Annotated in this window: 23 protein-coding genes; 7 read left to right on the top strand and 16 right to left on the bottom strand. The window is 42.2% G+C overall.

Going from position 1 to position 18689, the window contains the following annotated elements; all coding sequences use genetic code 11:
* Nucleotides 1–69: 69 nt before the first annotated feature.
* Nucleotides 70–1176 (bottom strand): RNA-guided endonuclease InsQ/TnpB family protein, encoded by a 1107-nt coding sequence (locus tag A1232T_RS05545; RefSeq protein WP_077448476.1) that lies wholly within the window; start codon nt 1174–1176, stop codon nt 70–72.
* 295 nt (nt 1177–1471) lie between these two features.
* Between A1232T_RS05545 and A1232T_RS05540 the strand changes: the two genes are divergently transcribed.
* Nucleotides 1472–1771 (top strand): DUF4298 domain-containing protein, encoded by a 300-nt coding sequence (locus A1232T_RS05540; protein WP_077448475.1) that lies wholly within the window; start codon nt 1472–1474, stop codon nt 1769–1771.
* A 15-nt stretch (nt 1772–1786) separates the two neighbouring features.
* Here the strand turns inward: A1232T_RS05540 and A1232T_RS05535 are convergent, their stop codons facing one another.
* Nucleotides 1787–2599 (bottom strand): sulfite exporter TauE/SafE family protein, encoded by an 813-nt coding sequence (locus tag A1232T_RS05535; RefSeq protein ID WP_077448474.1) that lies wholly within the window; start codon nt 2597–2599, stop codon nt 1787–1789.
* A gap of 161 nt (nt 2600–2760) precedes the next feature.
* Between A1232T_RS05535 and A1232T_RS05530 the strand changes: the two genes are divergently transcribed.
* On the top strand, nt 2761–3753 hold the full coding sequence (locus A1232T_RS05530) for a biotin--[acetyl-CoA-carboxylase] ligase (RefSeq protein ID WP_077448473.1): 993 nt from the start codon (nt 2761–2763) through the stop codon (nt 3751–3753).
* A gap of 16 nt (nt 3754–3769) precedes the next feature.
* On the opposite strand, the gene A1232T_RS05525 is transcribed toward A1232T_RS05530, so the two are convergent.
* Entirely contained in the window at nt 3770–4582 is an 813-nt protein-coding gene (locus tag A1232T_RS05525; RefSeq protein ID WP_244152391.1) for an NUDIX hydrolase, read from the bottom strand.
* A gap of 217 nt (nt 4583–4799) precedes the next feature.
* On the opposite strand from A1232T_RS05525, the gene A1232T_RS05520 reads away from it, so the two are divergent.
* Together A1232T_RS05520 and A1232T_RS05515 are read left to right on the top strand one after the other, a co-directional pair.
* A complete protein-coding gene (locus A1232T_RS05520; RefSeq protein WP_077448471.1) occupies nt 4800–5363 on the top strand; it encodes an NUDIX hydrolase in 564 nt (187 codons plus the stop codon).
* 58 nt (nt 5364–5421) lie between these two features.
* Nucleotides 5422–5976 carry a hypothetical protein gene (locus tag A1232T_RS05515; protein ID WP_077448470.1) on the top strand — a complete coding sequence of 185 codons (555 nt, stop codon included), beginning with the start codon at nt 5422–5424 and terminating at the stop codon, nt 5974–5976.
* Nucleotides 5977–5991: 15 nt separating this feature from the next.
* Here A1232T_RS05515 and A1232T_RS05510 read toward each other — a convergent pair whose 3' ends face one another.
* Complete coding sequence (locus A1232T_RS05510; RefSeq protein WP_077448469.1) at nt 5992–7641, bottom strand: bifunctional ADP-dependent NAD(P)H-hydrate dehydratase/NAD(P)H-hydrate epimerase; 1650 nt, start codon at nt 7639–7641, stop codon at nt 5992–5994.
* A 115-nt stretch (nt 7642–7756) separates the two neighbouring features.
* On the opposite strand from A1232T_RS05510, the gene queG reads away from it, so the two are divergent.
* Nucleotides 7757–8923: a tRNA epoxyqueuosine(34) reductase QueG gene (gene queG, locus A1232T_RS05505; RefSeq protein WP_077448468.1), complete on the top strand. Its 1167-nt coding sequence runs from the start codon at nt 7757–7759 to the stop codon at nt 8921–8923.
* Between the two features lie 149 nt (nt 8924–9072).
* Here the strand turns inward: queG and lysM are convergent, their stop codons facing one another.
* From lysM to A1232T_RS05475, 6 genes are all read right to left on the bottom strand, one after another.
* Nucleotides 9073–9576, bottom strand: a complete 504-nt coding sequence (gene lysM, locus A1232T_RS05500) for a peptidoglycan-binding protein LysM (protein ID WP_077448467.1) — start codon at nt 9574–9576, stop codon at nt 9073–9075.
* Between the two features lie 434 nt (nt 9577–10010).
* Entirely contained in the window at nt 10011–10253 is a 243-nt protein-coding gene (gene acpP, locus A1232T_RS05495) for an acyl carrier protein (protein ID WP_037031550.1), read from the bottom strand.
* A gap of 209 nt (nt 10254–10462) precedes the next feature.
* Nucleotides 10463–11191, bottom strand: a complete 729-nt coding sequence (fabG, locus tag A1232T_RS05490; RefSeq protein WP_077448466.1) for a 3-oxoacyl-ACP reductase FabG — start codon at nt 11189–11191, stop codon at nt 10463–10465.
* Entirely contained in the window at nt 11188–12186 is a 999-nt protein-coding gene (fabD, locus tag A1232T_RS05485) for an ACP S-malonyltransferase (protein ID WP_077448465.1), read from the bottom strand. The genes fabG and fabD overlap by 4 nt, the downstream gene beginning before the upstream one ends.
* A gap of 121 nt (nt 12187–12307) precedes the next feature.
* Nucleotides 12308–12490 carry a 50S ribosomal protein L32 gene (gene rpmF / locus A1232T_RS05480; protein ID WP_011959737.1) on the bottom strand — a complete coding sequence of 61 codons (183 nt, stop codon included), beginning with the start codon at nt 12488–12490 and terminating at the stop codon, nt 12308–12310.
* Between the two features lie 270 nt (nt 12491–12760).
* Complete coding sequence (locus tag A1232T_RS05475) at nt 12761–13390, bottom strand: YceD family protein (RefSeq protein ID WP_077448464.1); 630 nt, start codon at nt 13388–13390, stop codon at nt 12761–12763.
* Nucleotides 13391–13655: 265 nt separating this feature from the next.
* Between A1232T_RS05475 and A1232T_RS05470 the strand changes: the two genes are divergently transcribed.
* On the top strand, nt 13656–14363 hold the full coding sequence (locus tag A1232T_RS05470; RefSeq protein WP_077448463.1) for an elongation factor P hydroxylase: 708 nt from the start codon (nt 13656–13658) through the stop codon (nt 14361–14363).
* Between the two features lie 113 nt (nt 14364–14476).
* A complete protein-coding gene (locus A1232T_RS05465) occupies nt 14477–15097 on the top strand; it encodes an L-threonylcarbamoyladenylate synthase (RefSeq protein WP_077448462.1) in 621 nt (206 codons plus the stop codon).
* Nucleotides 15098–15370: 273 nt separating this feature from the next.
* Here the strand turns inward: A1232T_RS05465 and rplQ are convergent, their stop codons facing one another.
* The 6 genes from rplQ to rpmJ form a co-directional block, all read right to left on the bottom strand.
* The gene (gene rplQ, locus A1232T_RS05460; protein ID WP_028858232.1) at nt 15371–15730 is read right to left on the bottom strand and encodes a 50S ribosomal protein L17; all 360 of its coding nucleotides are present in this window, start codon (nt 15728–15730) and stop codon (nt 15371–15373) included.
* A 20-nt stretch (nt 15731–15750) separates the two neighbouring features.
* Nucleotides 15751–16758, bottom strand: a complete 1008-nt coding sequence (locus tag A1232T_RS05455; RefSeq protein ID WP_028858233.1) for a DNA-directed RNA polymerase subunit alpha — start codon at nt 16756–16758, stop codon at nt 15751–15753.
* A gap of 39 nt (nt 16759–16797) precedes the next feature.
* Nucleotides 16798–17439 carry a 30S ribosomal protein S4 gene (gene rpsD, locus A1232T_RS05450; protein ID WP_077448461.1) on the bottom strand — a complete coding sequence of 214 codons (642 nt, stop codon included), beginning with the start codon at nt 17437–17439 and terminating at the stop codon, nt 16798–16800.
* Between the two features lie 115 nt (nt 17440–17554).
* The gene (rpsK, locus tag A1232T_RS05445) at nt 17555–17947 is read right to left on the bottom strand and encodes a 30S ribosomal protein S11 (RefSeq protein WP_007394225.1); all 393 of its coding nucleotides are present in this window, start codon (nt 17945–17947) and stop codon (nt 17555–17557) included.
* Nucleotides 17948–17967: 20 nt separating this feature from the next.
* Nucleotides 17968–18324 carry a 30S ribosomal protein S13 gene (gene rpsM, locus A1232T_RS05440; RefSeq protein ID WP_028858236.1) on the bottom strand — a complete coding sequence of 119 codons (357 nt, stop codon included), beginning with the start codon at nt 18322–18324 and terminating at the stop codon, nt 17968–17970.
* A gap of 237 nt (nt 18325–18561) precedes the next feature.
* On the bottom strand, nt 18562–18678 hold the full coding sequence (rpmJ, locus tag A1232T_RS05435) for a 50S ribosomal protein L36 (protein WP_007394227.1): 117 nt from the start codon (nt 18676–18678) through the stop codon (nt 18562–18564).
* Nucleotides 18679–18689 lie beyond the last annotated feature (11 nt).

Below are 18689 nucleotides of genomic sequence, written 5' to 3'. Positions count from 1 at the left end.
AAGGCCGCATGAGGTTAAAGGTTAGAAGAATTAGTAGCAATAATGACACATATTGACTTCCTCCCCTCGCTAAACCGAGGGGATTCCTACCGCTAGACGGTCAAGCCCGACCGCAAGGATGTTCTTAGCAGCATTGATATCTCTATCATGCCATGTGCCACACTCAGCACACCTCCATCCTCTTATTCGCAAACCTGCTCTACCTTTTGGACTACTGTCACTTATTTTAAGGCAGCACGAGCAGGTCTGGGTAGTGTAACTCTCATTTACGATCTCAAGCTGACAACCTGCATGCTTGCATTTATATTCCAGTTGTCGTTTGAGTTCAAACCAACCTGCATCGTATGTTGATTTAGCGAGGTTGGTTTTTTTAGTTGTAAATGAGCGTGATTTAACATCACCAACCACAATCAAGGCATTATCTTTGACAAGTTTGGTGGTGAATTTATGAGTTAAGTCTAATCTTGTGTTTTTAATTTTGGCATGGATTGCTTTGACACGATTTTTATTGTTAGCACGTTGAGCGATAGCAAGCTTTTTAGCCCATTTTTGAGTCTGCTTAATAGTTAGCTTGTCACCCATTGAGGTAGTAGCAGACTCTTTTAAGCCCAAATCAATACCAACGCGGCCCATCCCACTTACTTGTTTTGGGTAGTCTTTAACAGTGATACACGCATACCAGCGATTACGGCTGTCTTGTACTATCTCTAAGGTGTTAATTTGATATAGGCTTAGGTTATAGCTATCGAATACATCTATAATAAGCTTTTGACCTTTGGATAGTGATAATTGAAGGGTTGATTTAAGTGCTTTCTTTCCCGTTTGTCTTGTGCTTAGATGCTTGATAGCAGACTTTTTAAAAGGTATCCAGCCTAGTGATTTACGCTTGGCATCAGGGCGATTGCTGCGCCAGCTAAGTTTGGCTTTTTTAAATTGTTTTCGGGCCTTGGCATGAGTCTCATTGATAGCTTGTAAGGTCTGACTGTGTAATCCTAAATATTCACCGCTACCTTTGGTATACTCACTTAGATCATAAGCACTAAAAAACTTACCAGTACGTTTTAGATGCTCAAAACTTAACGCATTAACATAGTTCCACACGAAGTTCACTGAACCGCTTAGACGATTCAGCTCTTTTAAGTGTTTGTCTTTAATGCGTAGCTTGAGTGTTTTCATATACTTAGTATGCCGAGGTTAATTTTAGCTTACAACCCTTTAACTGCTTCTTACGACAGTATATGTCGCCTTATATCCACCCCCTGAAGTGGGTGGTTTTACGGCGATAGGTGATAAAGTGGCGTATTTTACCTGAAATTCTATGGTTTTACAGGCCTAGCCCTTTTTTAGCCGAAATATACAAATCGTTAATAAGACTTATTTGAACTGCTTACTCAAAGTGCTTATATTAGATGCCATTAGCTTAGACTCAATTACATTTATTCTGTTATATCACCTAAATTAAGAAGGCCTTATGTCTCAATACGACCCCCAGCAACTACAACAAAAATTTGAGCGTTGGTGTGAGCTGCACCGCGAGCAAGTAGAAGCTCAACAGCGTTTTGTAGAAGCTGAAGCTTTATACTCTGAGTTACAGGCGTACTATCAAGACCCGCAGTGGATGACCGACCGCGAAGAAGATAAACCGATTGAATACTCAGGATCTGCCCACTCTATCTTTAGTGAAGATGCCTTGTGGAATATGATCACCGACCGCAATGAATTAGCGATACAGTGGATGCGCCTTGGCCTAGACGCTTTGGATAACAAGTAGCGGTTTGTAACCTTGTTAGATAATATTCATTCCTGATAAGCCGGACCATAACAGCTGGCTTCCTGCTATCAATAACAACACCCCAAAGCTTTTTTTCAATGTGGCGGCAGGTAACTGATGTGCCCACTTAGCGCCAAGCTTGGCAGTAATAAAGCTGGCAAATGAGATACAGATAAAGCCGATGACGTGAACGAAGCCCACCGCACCAGGGGGTAATTCAGCGACGTTTTTACCGAACCAAGCAAACCCAATAGCCCCTGCTAAAGCAATAGGTAAGCCACAAGCAGCTGAGGTGCCGACTGCCTGACGCATGGGCAGTCCCGCCCAAGTCAAAAACGGCACCGTTAAACTGCCACCGCCAATACCAAAGATGGCAGAAGCCATACCAATGCCAGACCCTGCTCCTACTTGTACTGGCGCCGAGGGCAACGCTTTACCCAGATTTTCTTTATTAGACAAAAACAGCATTTTAAAAGCAATCAGTAACGCCCCTGCCCCAATCAGGGCTTGTAGCATTAAGCCATGAATCTGCTCAGCAATTGCAGCTCCCAATAAGCTGCCTATTACTAGACCTATTGCCATATTTTTCCAGACATCCCATCGAACGCCGCCACGTTTATTGTGTGCTGTTAGTGAGCTAATTGAAGTCACAATGATAGTAGCCAAAGAAGTGCCGACTGCTAAATGTGCAATAATCTCTGGGGAATAACCGTAGGCAGTAAAAATCCATACCAACGCAGGGACAATGATCATACCCCCACCGACACCGAATAAACCTGCACACACCCCTGCAAAAGCGCCAGCGGCCAAGAACCAAACTATCATCATAATGCCACTTCTTAGCTATCTAAAAATAGGAAACTCACAGTATAGCAAAAGCATTTATTGAAATTGAAACAATCTATGACCCTACCCTAGCTTTAGCTATTGACCGCATTAAGCGTATAAACTACCCTGACATCTCCTATAAGCTAAATCTAGGCTTCGCTATGTATTCTTATACCCCTCAGACCTCTCAGCCTATCACGCATCATCATCTAGCTGTGTGTGGTTCAACCAATAATGAACTTATGCAAAGTTTGGCTGAACAAAAAATAGACTGCAACCAACCTTACCTACTAACGGCCAGCACCCAAACCGCAGGGCGAGGTCAAAGAGCCCGTACCTGGCAATCCCCTATCGGCAATATCTATCTCTCGTTATATCACCCCTTGTCAGTACCCATCTCCGGCTTATTGTCTTTGGTCGTCGGCTTTCATTTAACTCGCCTGCCCATTATCCAGCAGATAAACCGTCAGCGTCATGCGGCCAACCTTCCCGCTATTGGGGTTAAATGGGCCAATGATATTGGTTACTATGCAGCGCAGGAAACAACAGAAGCAAACTGCTCTGAGCGTAATAGCTTTAGAAAGTTGGCGGGTATTTTAATTGAACCGGTATTGGTCGATAACAAAATTACTGGGGTTATTGTGGGGGTAGGTATAAATATCGAGGCCGCCCCAGTGCTTTGTAACACCACCAAGGAAGGTATGGATTATCAAGCGGTCAGCTTAAGTCAAATTATAAATGAGACCGAGCAAGCCGTTACGGATAAAAATAAAAAAGCACAAAGCCAGACCACTCAACACGCAACTGGGCTAACAACGCAAGCCTTCCCTCACCCTAAAGCAGATGATTTATACCTGCCTGTTAGTGCTACGATTTTGCGTGCCATCCAACAATTTATCAGCTTTAAACAAGAAGCCTATAGCCTACCTAATTTCATTAACGACTATAACTCAGTCAACGTGCTAGCAGGTCGTCAGGTACAAATCACCCAGCACCCTTTAAAACAGGCTGATCAGTCGGCTTTAGATACTGCAAAACCAGTGATATTACAAGGAGAGATAGTAGGCCTAAACGAAGATGGCAGCTTACAGCTTAAAACGAGCAGTGAGGGCCAAATAACCAAAATATATACGGGTACTATTCGCATCATTTAAGGAATAACAGCCAAACCTATTCGTTATCGGCCAGTTGGGACTGCTCCTCTACTGGCTGATAATACCACTCAATCTGTCGATCAAAACCCACTTCTAGTAAGCTGGCCAATATCCTACCAGTCAGTCCCCACACTACTTCACCTTCTATTTTCCAGCAAGGCGTCTTAATGTGAATGGTTTGACCTCCCATCGTATAAGGCAGCACATAATCACAAGTAGGCTCAGTGATTATCTTTTTAAAATCTCCCCAAAATATTCGGGCGATTTCTCCAAGCTCAGGAACATAAGTCACTGGCGGCTCTACCAATGCCACAATCGGCCTGACCTCTAACCCTTTTTTAGAAATCTGGGTGGGCAGCTGACCGACAATCTGAGCCTTATTGGGTGGTAATGCGGTTTCTTCACAGGCTTCACGTAAAGCCGTGACCACGTTGTTACCATCACCGTCATCATGCTTACCTCCTGCAAAAGAGACTTCACCGGCATGACTGCTTAGATGTGCTGCTCGCCTGGTTAACAATATCTTTGGCTGTGGCTCATTGGTAATGAGCACCAACACTGCCGCATCAGAGTTTGGAGTATTAATAAGGTGATCTAGTATGGCCTTTACTCGACCAATCTCCCCTTCGTGTTCAAATGTATTATTATGGGTATGACAACTCACAACACCATCTTGAAACATAGCCTGCTGTACTCGCTGTGCCATCTGCCTTAGCTCAGGGTGGGTGATGTACTCCGGCAACACCACAGCCAACTCTTCAAATCTAGGAGAGTGGATATTTTGATGCTTCATTCTTATAGCCGATGTCATTTCAGTAGAGGGTTTCATAAGACCTTTTAAATAAATTTCAAACAGTTAACAGACTAAGGTTAGACTAACGTATTGCCTTTAAGTATGCTATCTTGATGACTTGCACGTTTAGGTTATTTTGTATTATTAATGATATCAAGCGTATCATCATACAGTTATAGCCCGCTTATAAAAAAATATTCTACATTCTAAAAACATTGATAAAGTCACAACATACAATAATAAGGACTGCCCTATGGCGTACTGTTTACAATGCGGCCACCAAGCGGAACACAAGATTCCTGAGGGAGATAACAATCCCCGTTTGGTTTGTCCCAGCTGCCATTATATTCACTATGAAAACCCAAAGGTAATCTGTGGTGCCATCGTCATTCATGAAGGTAAAGTACTGCTTTGTCGCCGTGCTATTGAGCCTAGATATGGCTACTGGACCCTACCTGCAGGCTTTATGGAAATTGGGGAAACCATGGCGCAAGGCGCAGCTCGTGAAACCGTAGAAGAGGCCGACGCTGTGGCCATCAACTCTCATCTTTATTGCCTATACGACATTCCTCATATTGGTCAAATTTATGTTCTGTATCTGGCTGAACTACAAGAAGGCAAATATGATGTCGGTCCCGAAAGTTTAGAATGTGCCTTATTTGAAGAAGCTGATATCCCATGGGATGACATTGCGTTCGAAGCGGTTAGACGCACTCTAAATCATTATTTCAACGACCGTAAAACCATCGATGACCCAGCCAAATTCCCACTCCATGAAGAGACCATTCCTAAAGATAAGGGCATTAAGCGCTATTAAACTTAGCACTCTCAGCTGTTGATTACAGCCTCTTCCCCTTTATCTGGACATCAGCCCCATGGCATTCCCCCTGCGTTATCGCACAGTAAAAAACCCTATTGGTAGCAATAGGGTTCTGGATGCCTTCCAGATAATAATAACAGCTGGCCTTTGTGCTTTTAGTCCTGCCCTGGCTCTGGCACAACAAGCGCAAACGCAACAACACATCGGCTATAAAACCATTTATAAAAGTGTGGGCAAGTTTGGTGAGACTAAGTACTCACAATTTGCACCTGAGACAGGCAGTAAGGCGCAAGTCATTGAAATGCGTAGTGATGGTCAGCCAAGCCAGCCAGGACTTTTGGCGCCTATCAGCAGTAATCAAATTAGCGAAGACCTAACTGGCAACAATCAAAACCCTCCCGTCCCCACATCAAAATCTTCTGGCCCAAATGCAGCCACTGCTTCTCAGTGCCAAAAACTCAACAACAACCTGTCTAACTTACAAGCTGGAGGAGATATTTATGAGTCCAAATCTGGTGGAGAGCGTTACTATTTAAACCCAGTAGAAGTGGCTGTCAAAATAGAAGATACCCAAAAGTTACTGGCTCAATACTGTAAGAATCCGCTATAAAGTCCTTTATTGAGCTTAATTTAGCGTCCATTGTTTAAATATCTCACCTACCTTTTCTGGCATATCGCTGGCTTGAACCGCCCACGCCCCTTTTGTGTGCTGTAACTTATCTCCTGCCATTGCATGTAACATCACTGCTTGATGTAGGCTTCGGGTGCTCTTAGCCAGAGTAGACTGCGCGAGTAGACCTGCTGCTAGACCTGATAAAACATCTCCCATGCCAGCTGTGGCCATACCTGGATTGCCTGCACCGCAGACATAAACCTGCTGATTACTCATCACCATAGAGCCTGCTCCTTTTAATAGCCAGCTGCCGTGATATTTATTTTGTAAGCTGGACAAAGCGGCTAACCTATCAGCTTCAACCTCACTTGCCTTAGTGTTCAGCAGTCTCGCAGCCTCACCACTATGCGGGGTGTACCAAACTTCATTGAGCTTAGCATGAGCAATTAACTGCTCAATAAGCTGTGGGGTCTCATCTGCTAGCGTCGCCAAATGATACAGACCATCAGCATCAATAATTAAATCTTTACCCAGCTCTAGAGAGTGCTGTAGATATTCTGCAAACAAACGAAGACTTAACTCATCTCGTCCTAAGCCCATGCCTATGGCGATGGTGTCACTTTGCTCTATTAAAGCTTTCACCGCTTGAGTGTTGTGTAAATCCAAACTCATAGCGTTAGGGACGCTGCCAATCAGACTACTATGAAACGCGGTATGACACGCCACTGTCAGCTTACCTACGCCAGTAGCAAAGGCCGTTGTTGCTGACAAAATAGTAGCGCCACCCATGCCCTGAGAGCCATCTACCTGATTGCCGCCTATTATTAACGCATGGCCAAAGCTGCCTTTGTGAGTGTTATTTTCACGTTGGATCAGCGGCGTAGCTTGATACTGCAGCCAAGCCACAGGCGGCTGATTTAGGGCACTTGGTATCAAAGGTATGTCTATTATTTGACCACAATAGTCAGCCGCATCTTTGATATGTAGTCCTAATTTGCGTGCTACTAAGCACAAGGTAACATCAGCTTTGACCGCACACCCCTCAAATACCTGTCCGGTACTGGCCACTAGTCCACTTGGTATATCAATACTAAGGACATTCAGCCTATCTGCTTGATAGCGTTTACGCTCATTAATTGCCATGATGGCTTTTGCATAAGCCTGAGTGGGTATTCGGTCCAAGCCAATACCAAATAAAGCATCGATATATAAGTCTGCGTCAGCTACTACAGATTGATACTGCCCTTCAGAGAAGGGATAAACGGTTATCCCACTTTGTATGGCTTGATTCTTTGCAGATTTGGCATCATCTGTTGACGCTTGAGCCACCTCGATAACAGACACCTTGGCACCCATCTGTTTTAAGTAATACGCGACCAACCACCCATCACCACCATTATTGCCACTGCCCACCCAGACACAAGCCGTTAATGCTGTATTCTCTGCTATATAAGGCCTGCCTTTTTCATCTAGCTGAGGATAAGCTCTGGCCACAATATTTTGATTTACCCAGTGAGCAATCTGCCAAGCGGCCTGCTGCATTAATGAATAGCTTATATTGCCTTTCTCAAACCAAATTTTTTCCATAGCATAGACCTGCTTTGGGGTAAATAAAGCGATGGGCTGACGATACTCTTGGTTTGGCATATGACGTAGTGGCATATCTCAAGCACTCCTTGTATGAGTAGGGCTAGATAAAGCGAGCCTTAGCTAGGTTTTATATTTGTTTGATAATAGCTTATCATACTCCTTTATATAAGCTTCGAGTCCCCTGTTTATGACAGCTTCTTCCCCTCCAGATTCAAACACCTCCCAGCCTCTTAGCCTCAATCCTTTTAATGACGCACAAGATGTCAAAAACTGGATACATGAGCAAGCATTGGCGTTAGGCTTTGCTGACTGCGGCTTTATCAGTGTGTCTCACCCGGTTTTTGAACAACAAATGCAAGGGCTACGCGACTGGTTGGCAGAAGGGCATCACGGTCAACTTAGCTTTTTGGAATTAAATCATGATAAGCGAGCCAACCCAGGACTATTGGTAGAAGGTACTCGTACCATCATATCGGTACGAATGGACTATCTTGAAACCCCTCCTAAGCCGCGGCAAATAGAGGACAATTCTCGCCCCAATCATGCCATTATTGCCCGTTATGCTCGCGGTCGTGATTATCACAAAACTCTACGCTCACGATTAAAGAAGCTAGCACAACAAATAGAAGCCATGTTGCCTCAGTGGCAACACCTAGACGTTAATGCAGAACAGCCTTTTGTGTTTCGACCTTTTAGCGACTCAGCCCCTATTTTTGAGCGGCCTTTAGCGGATGCCGCAGGACTCGGTTGGACTGGGAAACACACTTTATTGATTAACAAACAGTCCGGCTCTTTTTTTGTGTTAGGTGAGCTGTTTTTGAGCTTAACCTTACCTGATGATAGCCCCGTAACGGCTCACTGTGGTAGTTGTAGCGCCTGTATAGATATCTGCCCTACCCAAGCCATTATAGGCCCCTACAGGCTCAAAGCAGACGCTTGTATCTCCTATTTGACCATTGAGCACGATGGTGTCATTGACGAAAAATATAGAAAGGCCATTGGCAACCGAGTATTTGGTTGTGACGACTGTCAGCTGATCTGCCCATGGAATCGTTATGCCAAAGTCAGCCCTATTGATGATTTTCTAGCTCGCCATAACTTAGACAACAGTTTACTGGCTGAGTTGTGGCAGTGGTCAGAAGAAACCTTCTTGACCAAAACTCAAGGCAGTCCCATTCGCCGCACTGGTTATAACAACTTCTTACGCAACTTAGCCATCGGGATAGGCAATGCCCCTTATGATGAAATAAATATTGCTCTACTTGAATCAAGATTAGGAACTTTAGGAGAGGTATTAGACGAGCATATTCAGTGGGCAATCTCAGAACAACGTTCAAAAGCAGCGGAGAAATAGGATTGTTTTAAATCGTTTGTGATTAACAATAAAAAAAGCACCTACTTTGAAAGTGGGTGCTTTTTTCTATTCCAAACCGTACAAGAGGAGTATTACTCTCTTAACGGTTTCTCTCTTAAAGAGATAGCTTAATTATCGTTTAGGGATAATTATGGCTTAGGAATGCGTAGTACTTGACCTGGATAGATTTTATCTGGGCTAGTCAGCATTGGCTTGTTGGCTTCAAAAATCTTATTGTATTCGTTGGCTGAACCATATACTTCCTGAGCAATCTTAGATAAAGAGTCACCAGATTTTACAGTGTACATAGTTGATTCAGGAGCGTCTTGTTTAATATCGATATTATCGATAACTTTTGCTACGTGTTGAACGTTACCAATAGCGATAATTGCTTTTTCACGGTCAGCTTGAGTTTCGGCATTACCGCTAATTTCTGCAGTATCTGTAGTCGCATTATATTTAACTTTCAGGTCAGTGATATTAAGGTTCTGCTGCTGAATACGCTTTAATAAAAGGTTAGCAACTGATTGAGCTGATGGCTCACCGGCTGCCGGTGCTTTATTAGCATCCGCATGTGATTCTGTTTCTTTTTTAGTGTCATCACGATTAAAAATCTTGTCGCCCATATCCTTTGCAAAACTAAAAATTCCCATGAATTTCTCCTATAATTTATTGTTTATCAATTTATTGTCAATATATAAGCCAAGCCACGTATAATTCTAAGACCTACTATTATTATTCAAAGTCGCTTTTACTAAATCTATCTCACTACTGACTTTAACTTTAGTACCAAACTTAATTTAGTCCTAAACCAAACCAGCAATAATAGACCCGATAAGCAGCCCTAAGCGTGACCTATAACTGTGTCTTCCACTTTTTTAGTATACTGACTACCCAAATTATTTATTACTATGCGTATGTAGATAATTGTTAAGTTTTATTTCTTTTGATAGTAATTTAATAAAACCATTACCTCATGAAAGTTCAAATAAAAAAAAGACCATAAATTAATTTATGGTCTTTTTTTATCAATCATGATCACATTTAGTAAAGCGTAAACTTCAATTTTACTCAAGAAAATTAAGGCTTAAGACTCAAGTTTTGATTTGATGTAATCTACTGCTTTTTGTACAGTGGTTAACTCATTTGAGTCATCATCAGGAATAGTGATATCGAAGTCATTTTCGAAAGTCATAACCAACTCTACTACGTCTAAAGAGTCAGCACCTAAGTCATTGATGAATGAAGAATCATTGTTAATGTCATCAATATCAACATCTAATTGTTCGGCAACTGCTGATTTTACTTTTAATTCAATTTCTTCGCTCATAGGAATCTCCATCCTTATTTTTAGTTTAAAGTGAGTTATGGGTTTAAAATGATTTAGTAATAATTAAAGCTTAAACATTGTAACGTCAGTATCAGTCCAATCTCAATTATCAGCTATCGTAATTCAACTTCTCTTCTGTGTACAACTGTTTTCTATATCTGCTGTGTATAATAACAAAAGCCATAGACTAATTCTAATAAATTAGCACATTACATGTACATACCGCCGTTAACAGGTATCACCGCCCCTGTCACGTAGCTGGCTTCATCACTGGCCAAATAAGAGACGGCTGCAGCCACGTCTTCAGGCTGTCCCAAACGTCCAACTGGCACAGCATCGAGCATAGAGTTTAATAGACGTTCATCCAGCTCATCGGTCATATCTGTCTCAATAAGACCAGGAGCCACACAGTTTACTGTGACTTGTCTAGAACCAATTTCACGAGCTAAAGTACGACTGAACCCTTCAACGCCAGCTTTGGTCGCGGCATAGTTGGCCTGACCGGCATTCCCCATTTCAGCTACCACAGAAGTGATATTGATAATACGACCTTTACGAGCTTTCATCATGCCTCGCATCGCACGCTTACTCACACGATAGATGGCGGTCAAGTTGGTATCTACCACTTTATCCCAGTCTTCATCTTTCATACGAATTAGCAAGCCGTCTTGGGAAATACCTGCGTTGTTTACCAAAACTTGAACGCTACCATAGACGCTTTCAATTTCTTCAAATAGCTTATCAATTTGCTCTTGACTGGTGACATCTAGGACACGACCAATGCCGCCTGCATCATGCAGATACTCATCAATAGAATGAGCCCCTTCTGCTGTCGTAGCAGTACCAATAACGAAATGCCCTTGCTTAGCAAAACGCTTAGCAATGGCTTTACCAATACCACGACTGGCACCAGTTACTAAAGTAATTGTACGGCTCATGGAAGCTCCTCATTCAACTTATCAAATAGTTTAGCGAGACGATCCGGCTTATCTGTGGGATAAGTGACGATTGGCGTATCTTGTCTTTTGGCAAGGTTACTTAGAACCGTACCTGCCCCACACTCAATAATCAGATTAATGTGTTTATCAGCCAGCTTTTGCATGGTCTGAGTCCACAGTACAGGATTGCTTAGCTGTTCAGTTAAGGCTTTTTTGATGGCCATAACTGTCTTTTCTTGAGCCGCATATCTGTTCTGAATGACTGGCACTTCTGGCAGCTGAAACTCACATTCAGCCAGCTTTTCAGCTAAAGCATCGGTGGCCGGTTGCATTAATGCACAGTGCGAAGGAACGCTCACTTTCAGGGGTAACATTCTCTTACCCATACATTGAATGTGTTGGCTAAGAATGTCAACGCCTTCTGTGTTACCTGCTACCACAACCTGACCGGGACTATTGAAGTTAGCAGCACTAACTACAGTATCGTCATGGTTGCTTTCGACTTGTTCACAAAGACTGGTCACCTGGCTATTATCTAGGCCCAGTACTGCTGCCATCTTAGTGTCGACTCCGATCACAGCTTGCTGCATAAATTGACCACGAGCATGAACCAGCTTTATAGCATCTTCAAACTTAATAGAGCCTGCAGCACATAGAGCGCTATACTCGCCCAAAGAGTGTCCTGCAAAATATAAGGGCTCAAAGTCCAATTTTTCTTTAAGAATACGCCAGATAGCTATACTAGCTGCTAGTAAGGCAGGCTGAGTATTTTCAGTTTTGACCAGTTCCTCTTCATCCTGACATACTGCCCATAAATCAAATCCTAACGCTTCACTGGCTTCACTAAATGTTTGCTTAACGATAGGATACTCTTCGCTTAGCTCATTTAGCATACCTACAGTTTGCGAACCTTGGCCAGGAAATACAACCGCGATACGACGTGGCATATCTGGTTGACCTTGTTTTCTAACTGCTTGCGACGATTTAAATGACATTTTCAGCCTTCTTGTGCCTAAACATACTCATAAAAAAAGAGCCAAGCGCCACTAATGCTATAGAAGTCATTAGTAAGGCTTAGCTCTTATATTAAACCACAATCATTAAAATGATTGTAACTTAGTCTTCTTGGCTCGCTTTGAACAATTGACGGCCACGGTAGAAACCATCTTTAGTCATGTGATGACGACGATGTTTTTCACCAGTGGTAGCATCGATGCTTAGCTCAGCAACTTCCATATGGTGGTGTGAACGACGCATATCACGGCGTGAGCGGCTTTTACGACTTTTTTGAACAGCCATGGGTCTTGCTCCTATTCTAAAATATGCTGTATTGGTGAGGGCCCTGTATTTTATATACACTTGGTTATAAAATACAATATGCTCACTTAGCAAAATGAGTTCTCTATTGACCTCAATAAGAGCAACTCTTATTAAAAATCAAATAGGTTTAAAATCTGGGAATAATAAACGAGGGATTATACTCGCTTTAGACAATAAAATAAAGGGGTAATACTTTACCAAGTTTACTTCGCCTAATAAATCCGTATAAAAACTGGATTAAAGGCTCAGTTATAACTTCCCTTTTAAGGCTTCTAAAGCTGCAAATGGATTTTCAGGCTCTTGCTCGATAATCTCACCCACTTGTTCAACCGCCATTTCACAATCATCATGTTTGGCAGAAAGTGGGATGTCCAGTAAAAGCTCATCTTCCACTAGCTTCTTCAAAGGTAGCAGTCTATCACCTTTTTTGTTCTCTGGCTGATCGGCCAATAACTCTTCTAATAAAAGATAGTCATCTGCCTCATCAACCAAACCTTGCTGCTCTTCATACTGTAGCAATATCAACTCAGCATCATGAGTGACATCGATACTCATAGGAGTTAAGCAGCGTTGACAGGTTACCCAAATATCGCCAGTGAACTGCATAATCAAAGTCAGTAGCTGACCTTGTTTTTTTAGCTCACATCTTAATTCGATGGCGTTGTCTTGATACTGTTCAGGAACTGTATCTACCAGTCTGCTTAGCATACGTGGCGTGATAGTACCAGACCATACATAGCCGGCATCTTCCCACTTCTCTAAGTTAACATGGTTGGGTAACTGTTGGGCGCTTTTTTCTGTATTGCTATTGGGTGTAGGGTTACTCAATTTAGAATCCGTCAGGTTAGTGGACATATTATCCTGGTTGTATTTTGTCATACTTCTCTCTCATTTAAAACTGATATCGATGTGGCCTCTAAGTAATCAGGCAATCAACTGCCCTTTACCCTGCCAAACCTGCTTTACTTGTCATTGGCTATATTTAATTTCTGATAATCACTGACGTTAAATGCTATAAGGTTGTCAGCGTCAAATTAATTGATAGAATGGCATACCACTTACTCTTTTATCTGAGGGCTTAGGGCAGTAATTACCACCCTAGTGCCTTTTCCTCTAATCTTTACCTAGGAATATTTCATATTCTATGTCTGCTATTCATTTTTCTAAGCTAGCCATCAGTAAATTAGCTGATTATCTAACTCAGCCCCCTACCTCCATCGCTAATGACTGTAATAACGCTGCCTACTTCGATACAGAGGCTTTTAAGCAGCAATGGCAACAGTTACAACACATTGATCCAAACGAGCCAAAAGCTCGCTCTGCTGAGTCAATAGAGAAGGAACAAGTAGATTGGCTGATAGATTTATTTAATACTGTCTTTTCGGCCAAAAACGTTGAATTGGTACGCGGAGAAAGTGAACCTGAATATTTTCCAGCCACTGAATCTGGTCCTGCTCGTATTGAATTTGCGCATGGCTTTTTTCAAAGTGCTTTGCATGAAATAAGCCACTGGAGTCTGGCAGGCAGCCATCGTCGCACCCTACCTGACTTCGGTTACTGGTACGCTCCTGATGGTCGTACTGAAGCTCAGCAAAAGGCCTTTGAACAAGTCGAAATCAAGCCTCAAGCCATTGAATGCTTATTTAGTCTTATGTGCGGCAGACCCTTTAGAGTCTCCCAAGATAATCTACATGCTGACTTCGACACCAGCCAGAGCACTTTTGAGATAGATGTTTACAATCAAGCTAAACTATATATCGATGCCCCACAAAACTTACCTAGGGATGCAAAAACGCTGTTAACAGTCCTAGCCTTGGTATGTCATGATAGTATAGACAATGAGATGGGCTAAAACCGCTTTTTGTTAAAATCCCATCCTTAATAGCTATAATTAAAAACCAACCCATAATAACGACAATAATGCCGTTTATAAAATATTGAAAAAAATAAACAGGGAGGCATCTTATGCAAACTCTATACATACACCCAGATAACCCGCAGCCAAGACTTATTGGTCAGGTTGTAGACGCTTTAAACCAGGACCAACTTATTGTCTACCCCACAGACACCAGTTATGCATTTGGCTGCAAAATAGGCTCAAAAAATGCCATTGAAAAGCTAAGACTGATCAGGCAACTTGATGATAAGCATCAGTTTACCCTTTTGTGCCGTGACCTAAGCGAAATCGCCACTTATGCCACAGTCGACAACAAACAGTTTAAGCTGTTAAAAGCGACTACCCCAGCTCCTATTACTTTTATCTTAGATGCCACTAAAGATGTCCCAAAGAAACTATCGCATCCTAAGAAAAAGACTATTGGTATTAGGGTCCCTTCTAACCCTATCTCTCAGATGATACTTGAAGCAATGGGAGAGCCTATTTTAACCAGCTCTTTAATCCTACCAGACATGCAGTTGGCCTTAGATGACCCCTTTGATATCGAAGAAAAGCTAGGAAATAATATCGATATCATGATTAATGCAGGGGTACTAACTACCAAGCTAACCACCATTGTTGATATGACTGTGTTCCCACCAGAGTTAGTTCGCCAAGGGGCTGGTGATGCCAGTCAAATAATTGACTAAGCAGCATGCCTACTGCCACACTGCATTAACTAAATCAACTGAGTCAGCTAAGTAATAGTTAAGCAGTTGAATACAACAATATAAATGGCGGATTAATTAGATTAATCCGCCATTTTTCTATTTAGCTATTTAGTTAGCTATTTATAATGGGCACAAGATAGTAGTAGGCATAAGAAAACCTCAGCAACTGTATAAATCATGAAAAACAGAATTTATACCGCTACTGAGGTTTCTTTTTACTGGCACAAGTACCAGTAAAACAACTAATAAAAATTAGTCACGGTCTACTAGTTCAACATAGGCCATTGGTGCATTATCACCATCACGATTGCCACATTTGATGATACGGATGTATCCACCTGGGCGCTCTTGATAACGTGGTGCTAGTGTACCAAATAGTTTACCAACCATATCTTTGTTACGCATACGGCTGAATGCTAAACGGCGGTTAGCAACTGAATCTTCTTTTGCCAAAGTAATTAAAGGCTCAGCTACACGGCGAAGCTCTTTAGCTTTAGGTAATGTTGTTTTGATCAGTTCATGCTCAAACAGAGAGTTTGTCATGTTCTGGAACATTGCCTTACGATGGCTGCCGGTGCGACCCAGCTTAACTCCACTCTTACGATGTCGCATGGTCAAATATCCTTAATAGTTTAACGGCTACGGTAAGAAAAACGGTCATCAACACGTAGATCCGCTGGTGGCCAGTTTTCTAGGCGCATATCCAGTTCAAGACCTTTAGACGCTAATACGTCTTTAATTTCGGTTAATGATTTCTTACCAAGGTTTGGTGTTTTAAGCAGTTCAGTTTCTGAACGCTGAACCAAATCGCCGATATAGTAAATGTTTTCAGCTTTTAAACAGTTGGCTGAGCGAACCGTTAGTTCAAGGTCATCTACTGGGCGTAATAGCACAGGATCAACCTCTTCTTTCTCTTTCACAGGCTCTGGCGCTTCTTCTGCTTCTAAATCTACGAAAATCGAGATTTGTTGCTGCAAAATAGTTGCTGCTTTGCGAATTGCTTCTTCAGGATCGATCGTACCATTGGTTTCTAATTCAATGATTAGACGGTCTAAATCCGTACGCTGTTCAACACGAGCGTTTTCAACTTGGTAAGCCACACGTGAAACTGGGCTAAAGCTAGCATCCAATTTCAAGCGACCAATGGCCTTCGTGTCACCGTCTTCACGACGAAGGTTAGCAGGCTCATAACCACGGCCCATAACCACACGTAAGCGCATTTTTAGATGACCACGGTCACCTAGCGTACCTAGAACCAAATCAGGGTTAACAATCTCAACGTTATGTGGCAGTTCGATATCTGCCGCTGTGATAATGCCAGGACCTTTTTTGTCTAGTGTTAAAAACACTTCATTTTGATCGTGCATAGTGATTGCAAGACCTTTTAGATTTAACAATAAATCTAGAACGTCTTCTTGCAGACCTTCAAGGGTAGAATATTCATGATCTACACCTTCAATTTCTGCTTCAATTACCGCTGCACCAGGTAACGAAGATAAAAGAATGCGACGAAGGGCATTACCTAAGGTATGCCCAAAGCCGCGTTCTAACGGCTCGAGCGTGACTTTAGCGTTGGTTTCATCAACCGCATCCACATTAATGGCATTAGGGGTCAGAAACTCGGTAGCATTAAGCATCATATTGTCACCTCGATTAGTTAATCAAATTATTGTTAGCGATTATTTAGAATACAATTCAACGATTAAGCTTTCGGTGATTTCTGCAGGTAGATCAATACGATCTGGAGCTTGCTTAAATGTACCTTGCATTTTGCTATGATCAACGTCTAACCACTCAGGGATACCACGTTGGGTAGCAAGTTCAATAGCATTCTTAATACGTAACTGTTCTTTCGCTTTTTCATGAATAGCGATCACATCGCCATCTTGAACTTGGATAGATGGAATGTTCACACGAACAAACTCATCACGACCAGCTTTCTTAAGCATAACCGCACGGTGGCTTACTAACTGACGTGCTTCAGCACGAGTTGAGCCAAAGCCCATACGATATACTACGTTGTCTAAACGACGCTCTAGCATTTGCAATAGGTGTTCACCAGTTGCAGCGCGAGCACGTGCAGATTCTTTATAGTAGTTAGCGAACTGACGCTCTAAAACGCCGTACATACGCTTAACTTTTTGCTTCTCACGCAACTGTAGCGAGTATTCAGAAGCTTTATTACGGGTGTTGCCATGTTGACCAGGTACGCGACCTGCTTTCTTAGTTTTAACGTCATAAGGCTTCACACCTGATTTTAATTGTAAATCAGTACCTTCACGACGCGACAACTTTAATTTTGGACCAATATAACGGGCCATGCTTGTGTCTCCTTGAGTTACGTCTTAATAGTAACTTGTAACGGTAATTTCGTCTTAATACACACACCGTATAATTTGCTATAAATAATAAAGCAAAAAATACGGTAACAATAGTTTATACGCGACGCTTTTTAGGCGGACGGCAACCGTTGTGTGGGATTGGGGTTACATCAGATATGCTGTTAATTTTATAACCTAATGCACCTAAAGCTCTTACCGCAGACTCACGACCCGGTCCTGGACCTTTAACCAGAACATCGACATTTTTCACACCATAAGTTTCTTGAGCTGCTTTACCAGCAACTTCAGCTGCAACCTGGGCTGCGAATGGTGTAGATTTACGTGAACCACGGAAGCCTTGTCCACCAGAGGTGGCCCAAGCCAATGCATTACCTTGACGATCAGTAATCGTTACAATGGTGTTATTAAAAGACGCATGAATGTGGGCTACGCCCTCGGATACCGAACGACGTGCCGTTTTTTTACGACCACGGGTGTCTTTTGCCATCTTTTAGCTTCCTAAGTTAATTATCTTTTAATTGAACGAATCGGACCCTTACGAGTACGAGCGTTATTCTTCGTGTTTTGACCTCTTACAGGTAAGTTACGACGATGGCGGATGCCACGGTAACAACCTAAGTCGACCAAACGCTTGATATTCATTGAAACTTCACGACGAAGGTCACCTTCAGTCATGTAGTTACCAACTTCTGCACGGATAGCATCAAGCTGTGCGTCATCTAATTGACTCACTTTAGTAGTAGGTTCGATACCAACCGCTTCTAAGATTTTCTGAGCGGTAGTACGACCAATACCAAAGATATAAGTCAATGAAATCACTGCATGCTTGTTATCCGGGATGTTGACGCCGGCAATACGAGCCATTGATTTCTCTCCAGTTATGAAAAATGAGTCTTTATTATATAAAAATAATCTTCAGACTTATGTTTCAGATTTTGCCATTTACATGATCTTGTGTTTGACAGTCTGGTTTTGTACCAAAAAACCAAATAAAAGTTAGTAAACGACGGCAAGTGGCGGATGATAGCTCATCCGCCCTAAATTTTCAAGCTTAATTCGTAATCTGTATTATAAATTACTCTAAAATACAAAAATTAACAATTAACCTTGACGCTGTTTATGACGTGGTTCTGCTTTACAGATAACGTGTACTTTACCTTTACGGCGAACTACTTTACAGCTACCACAAATTTTCTTAACAGATGCTTGAACTTTCATAATTTTCTCCT

Source organism: Psychrobacter pasteurii (assembly GCF_900162815.1).
In the GTDB taxonomy this organism is placed as follows: domain Bacteria; phylum Pseudomonadota; class Gammaproteobacteria; order Pseudomonadales; family Moraxellaceae; genus Psychrobacter; species Psychrobacter pasteurii.
This window is presented reverse-complemented; position numbering and strand designations above follow the sequence as displayed.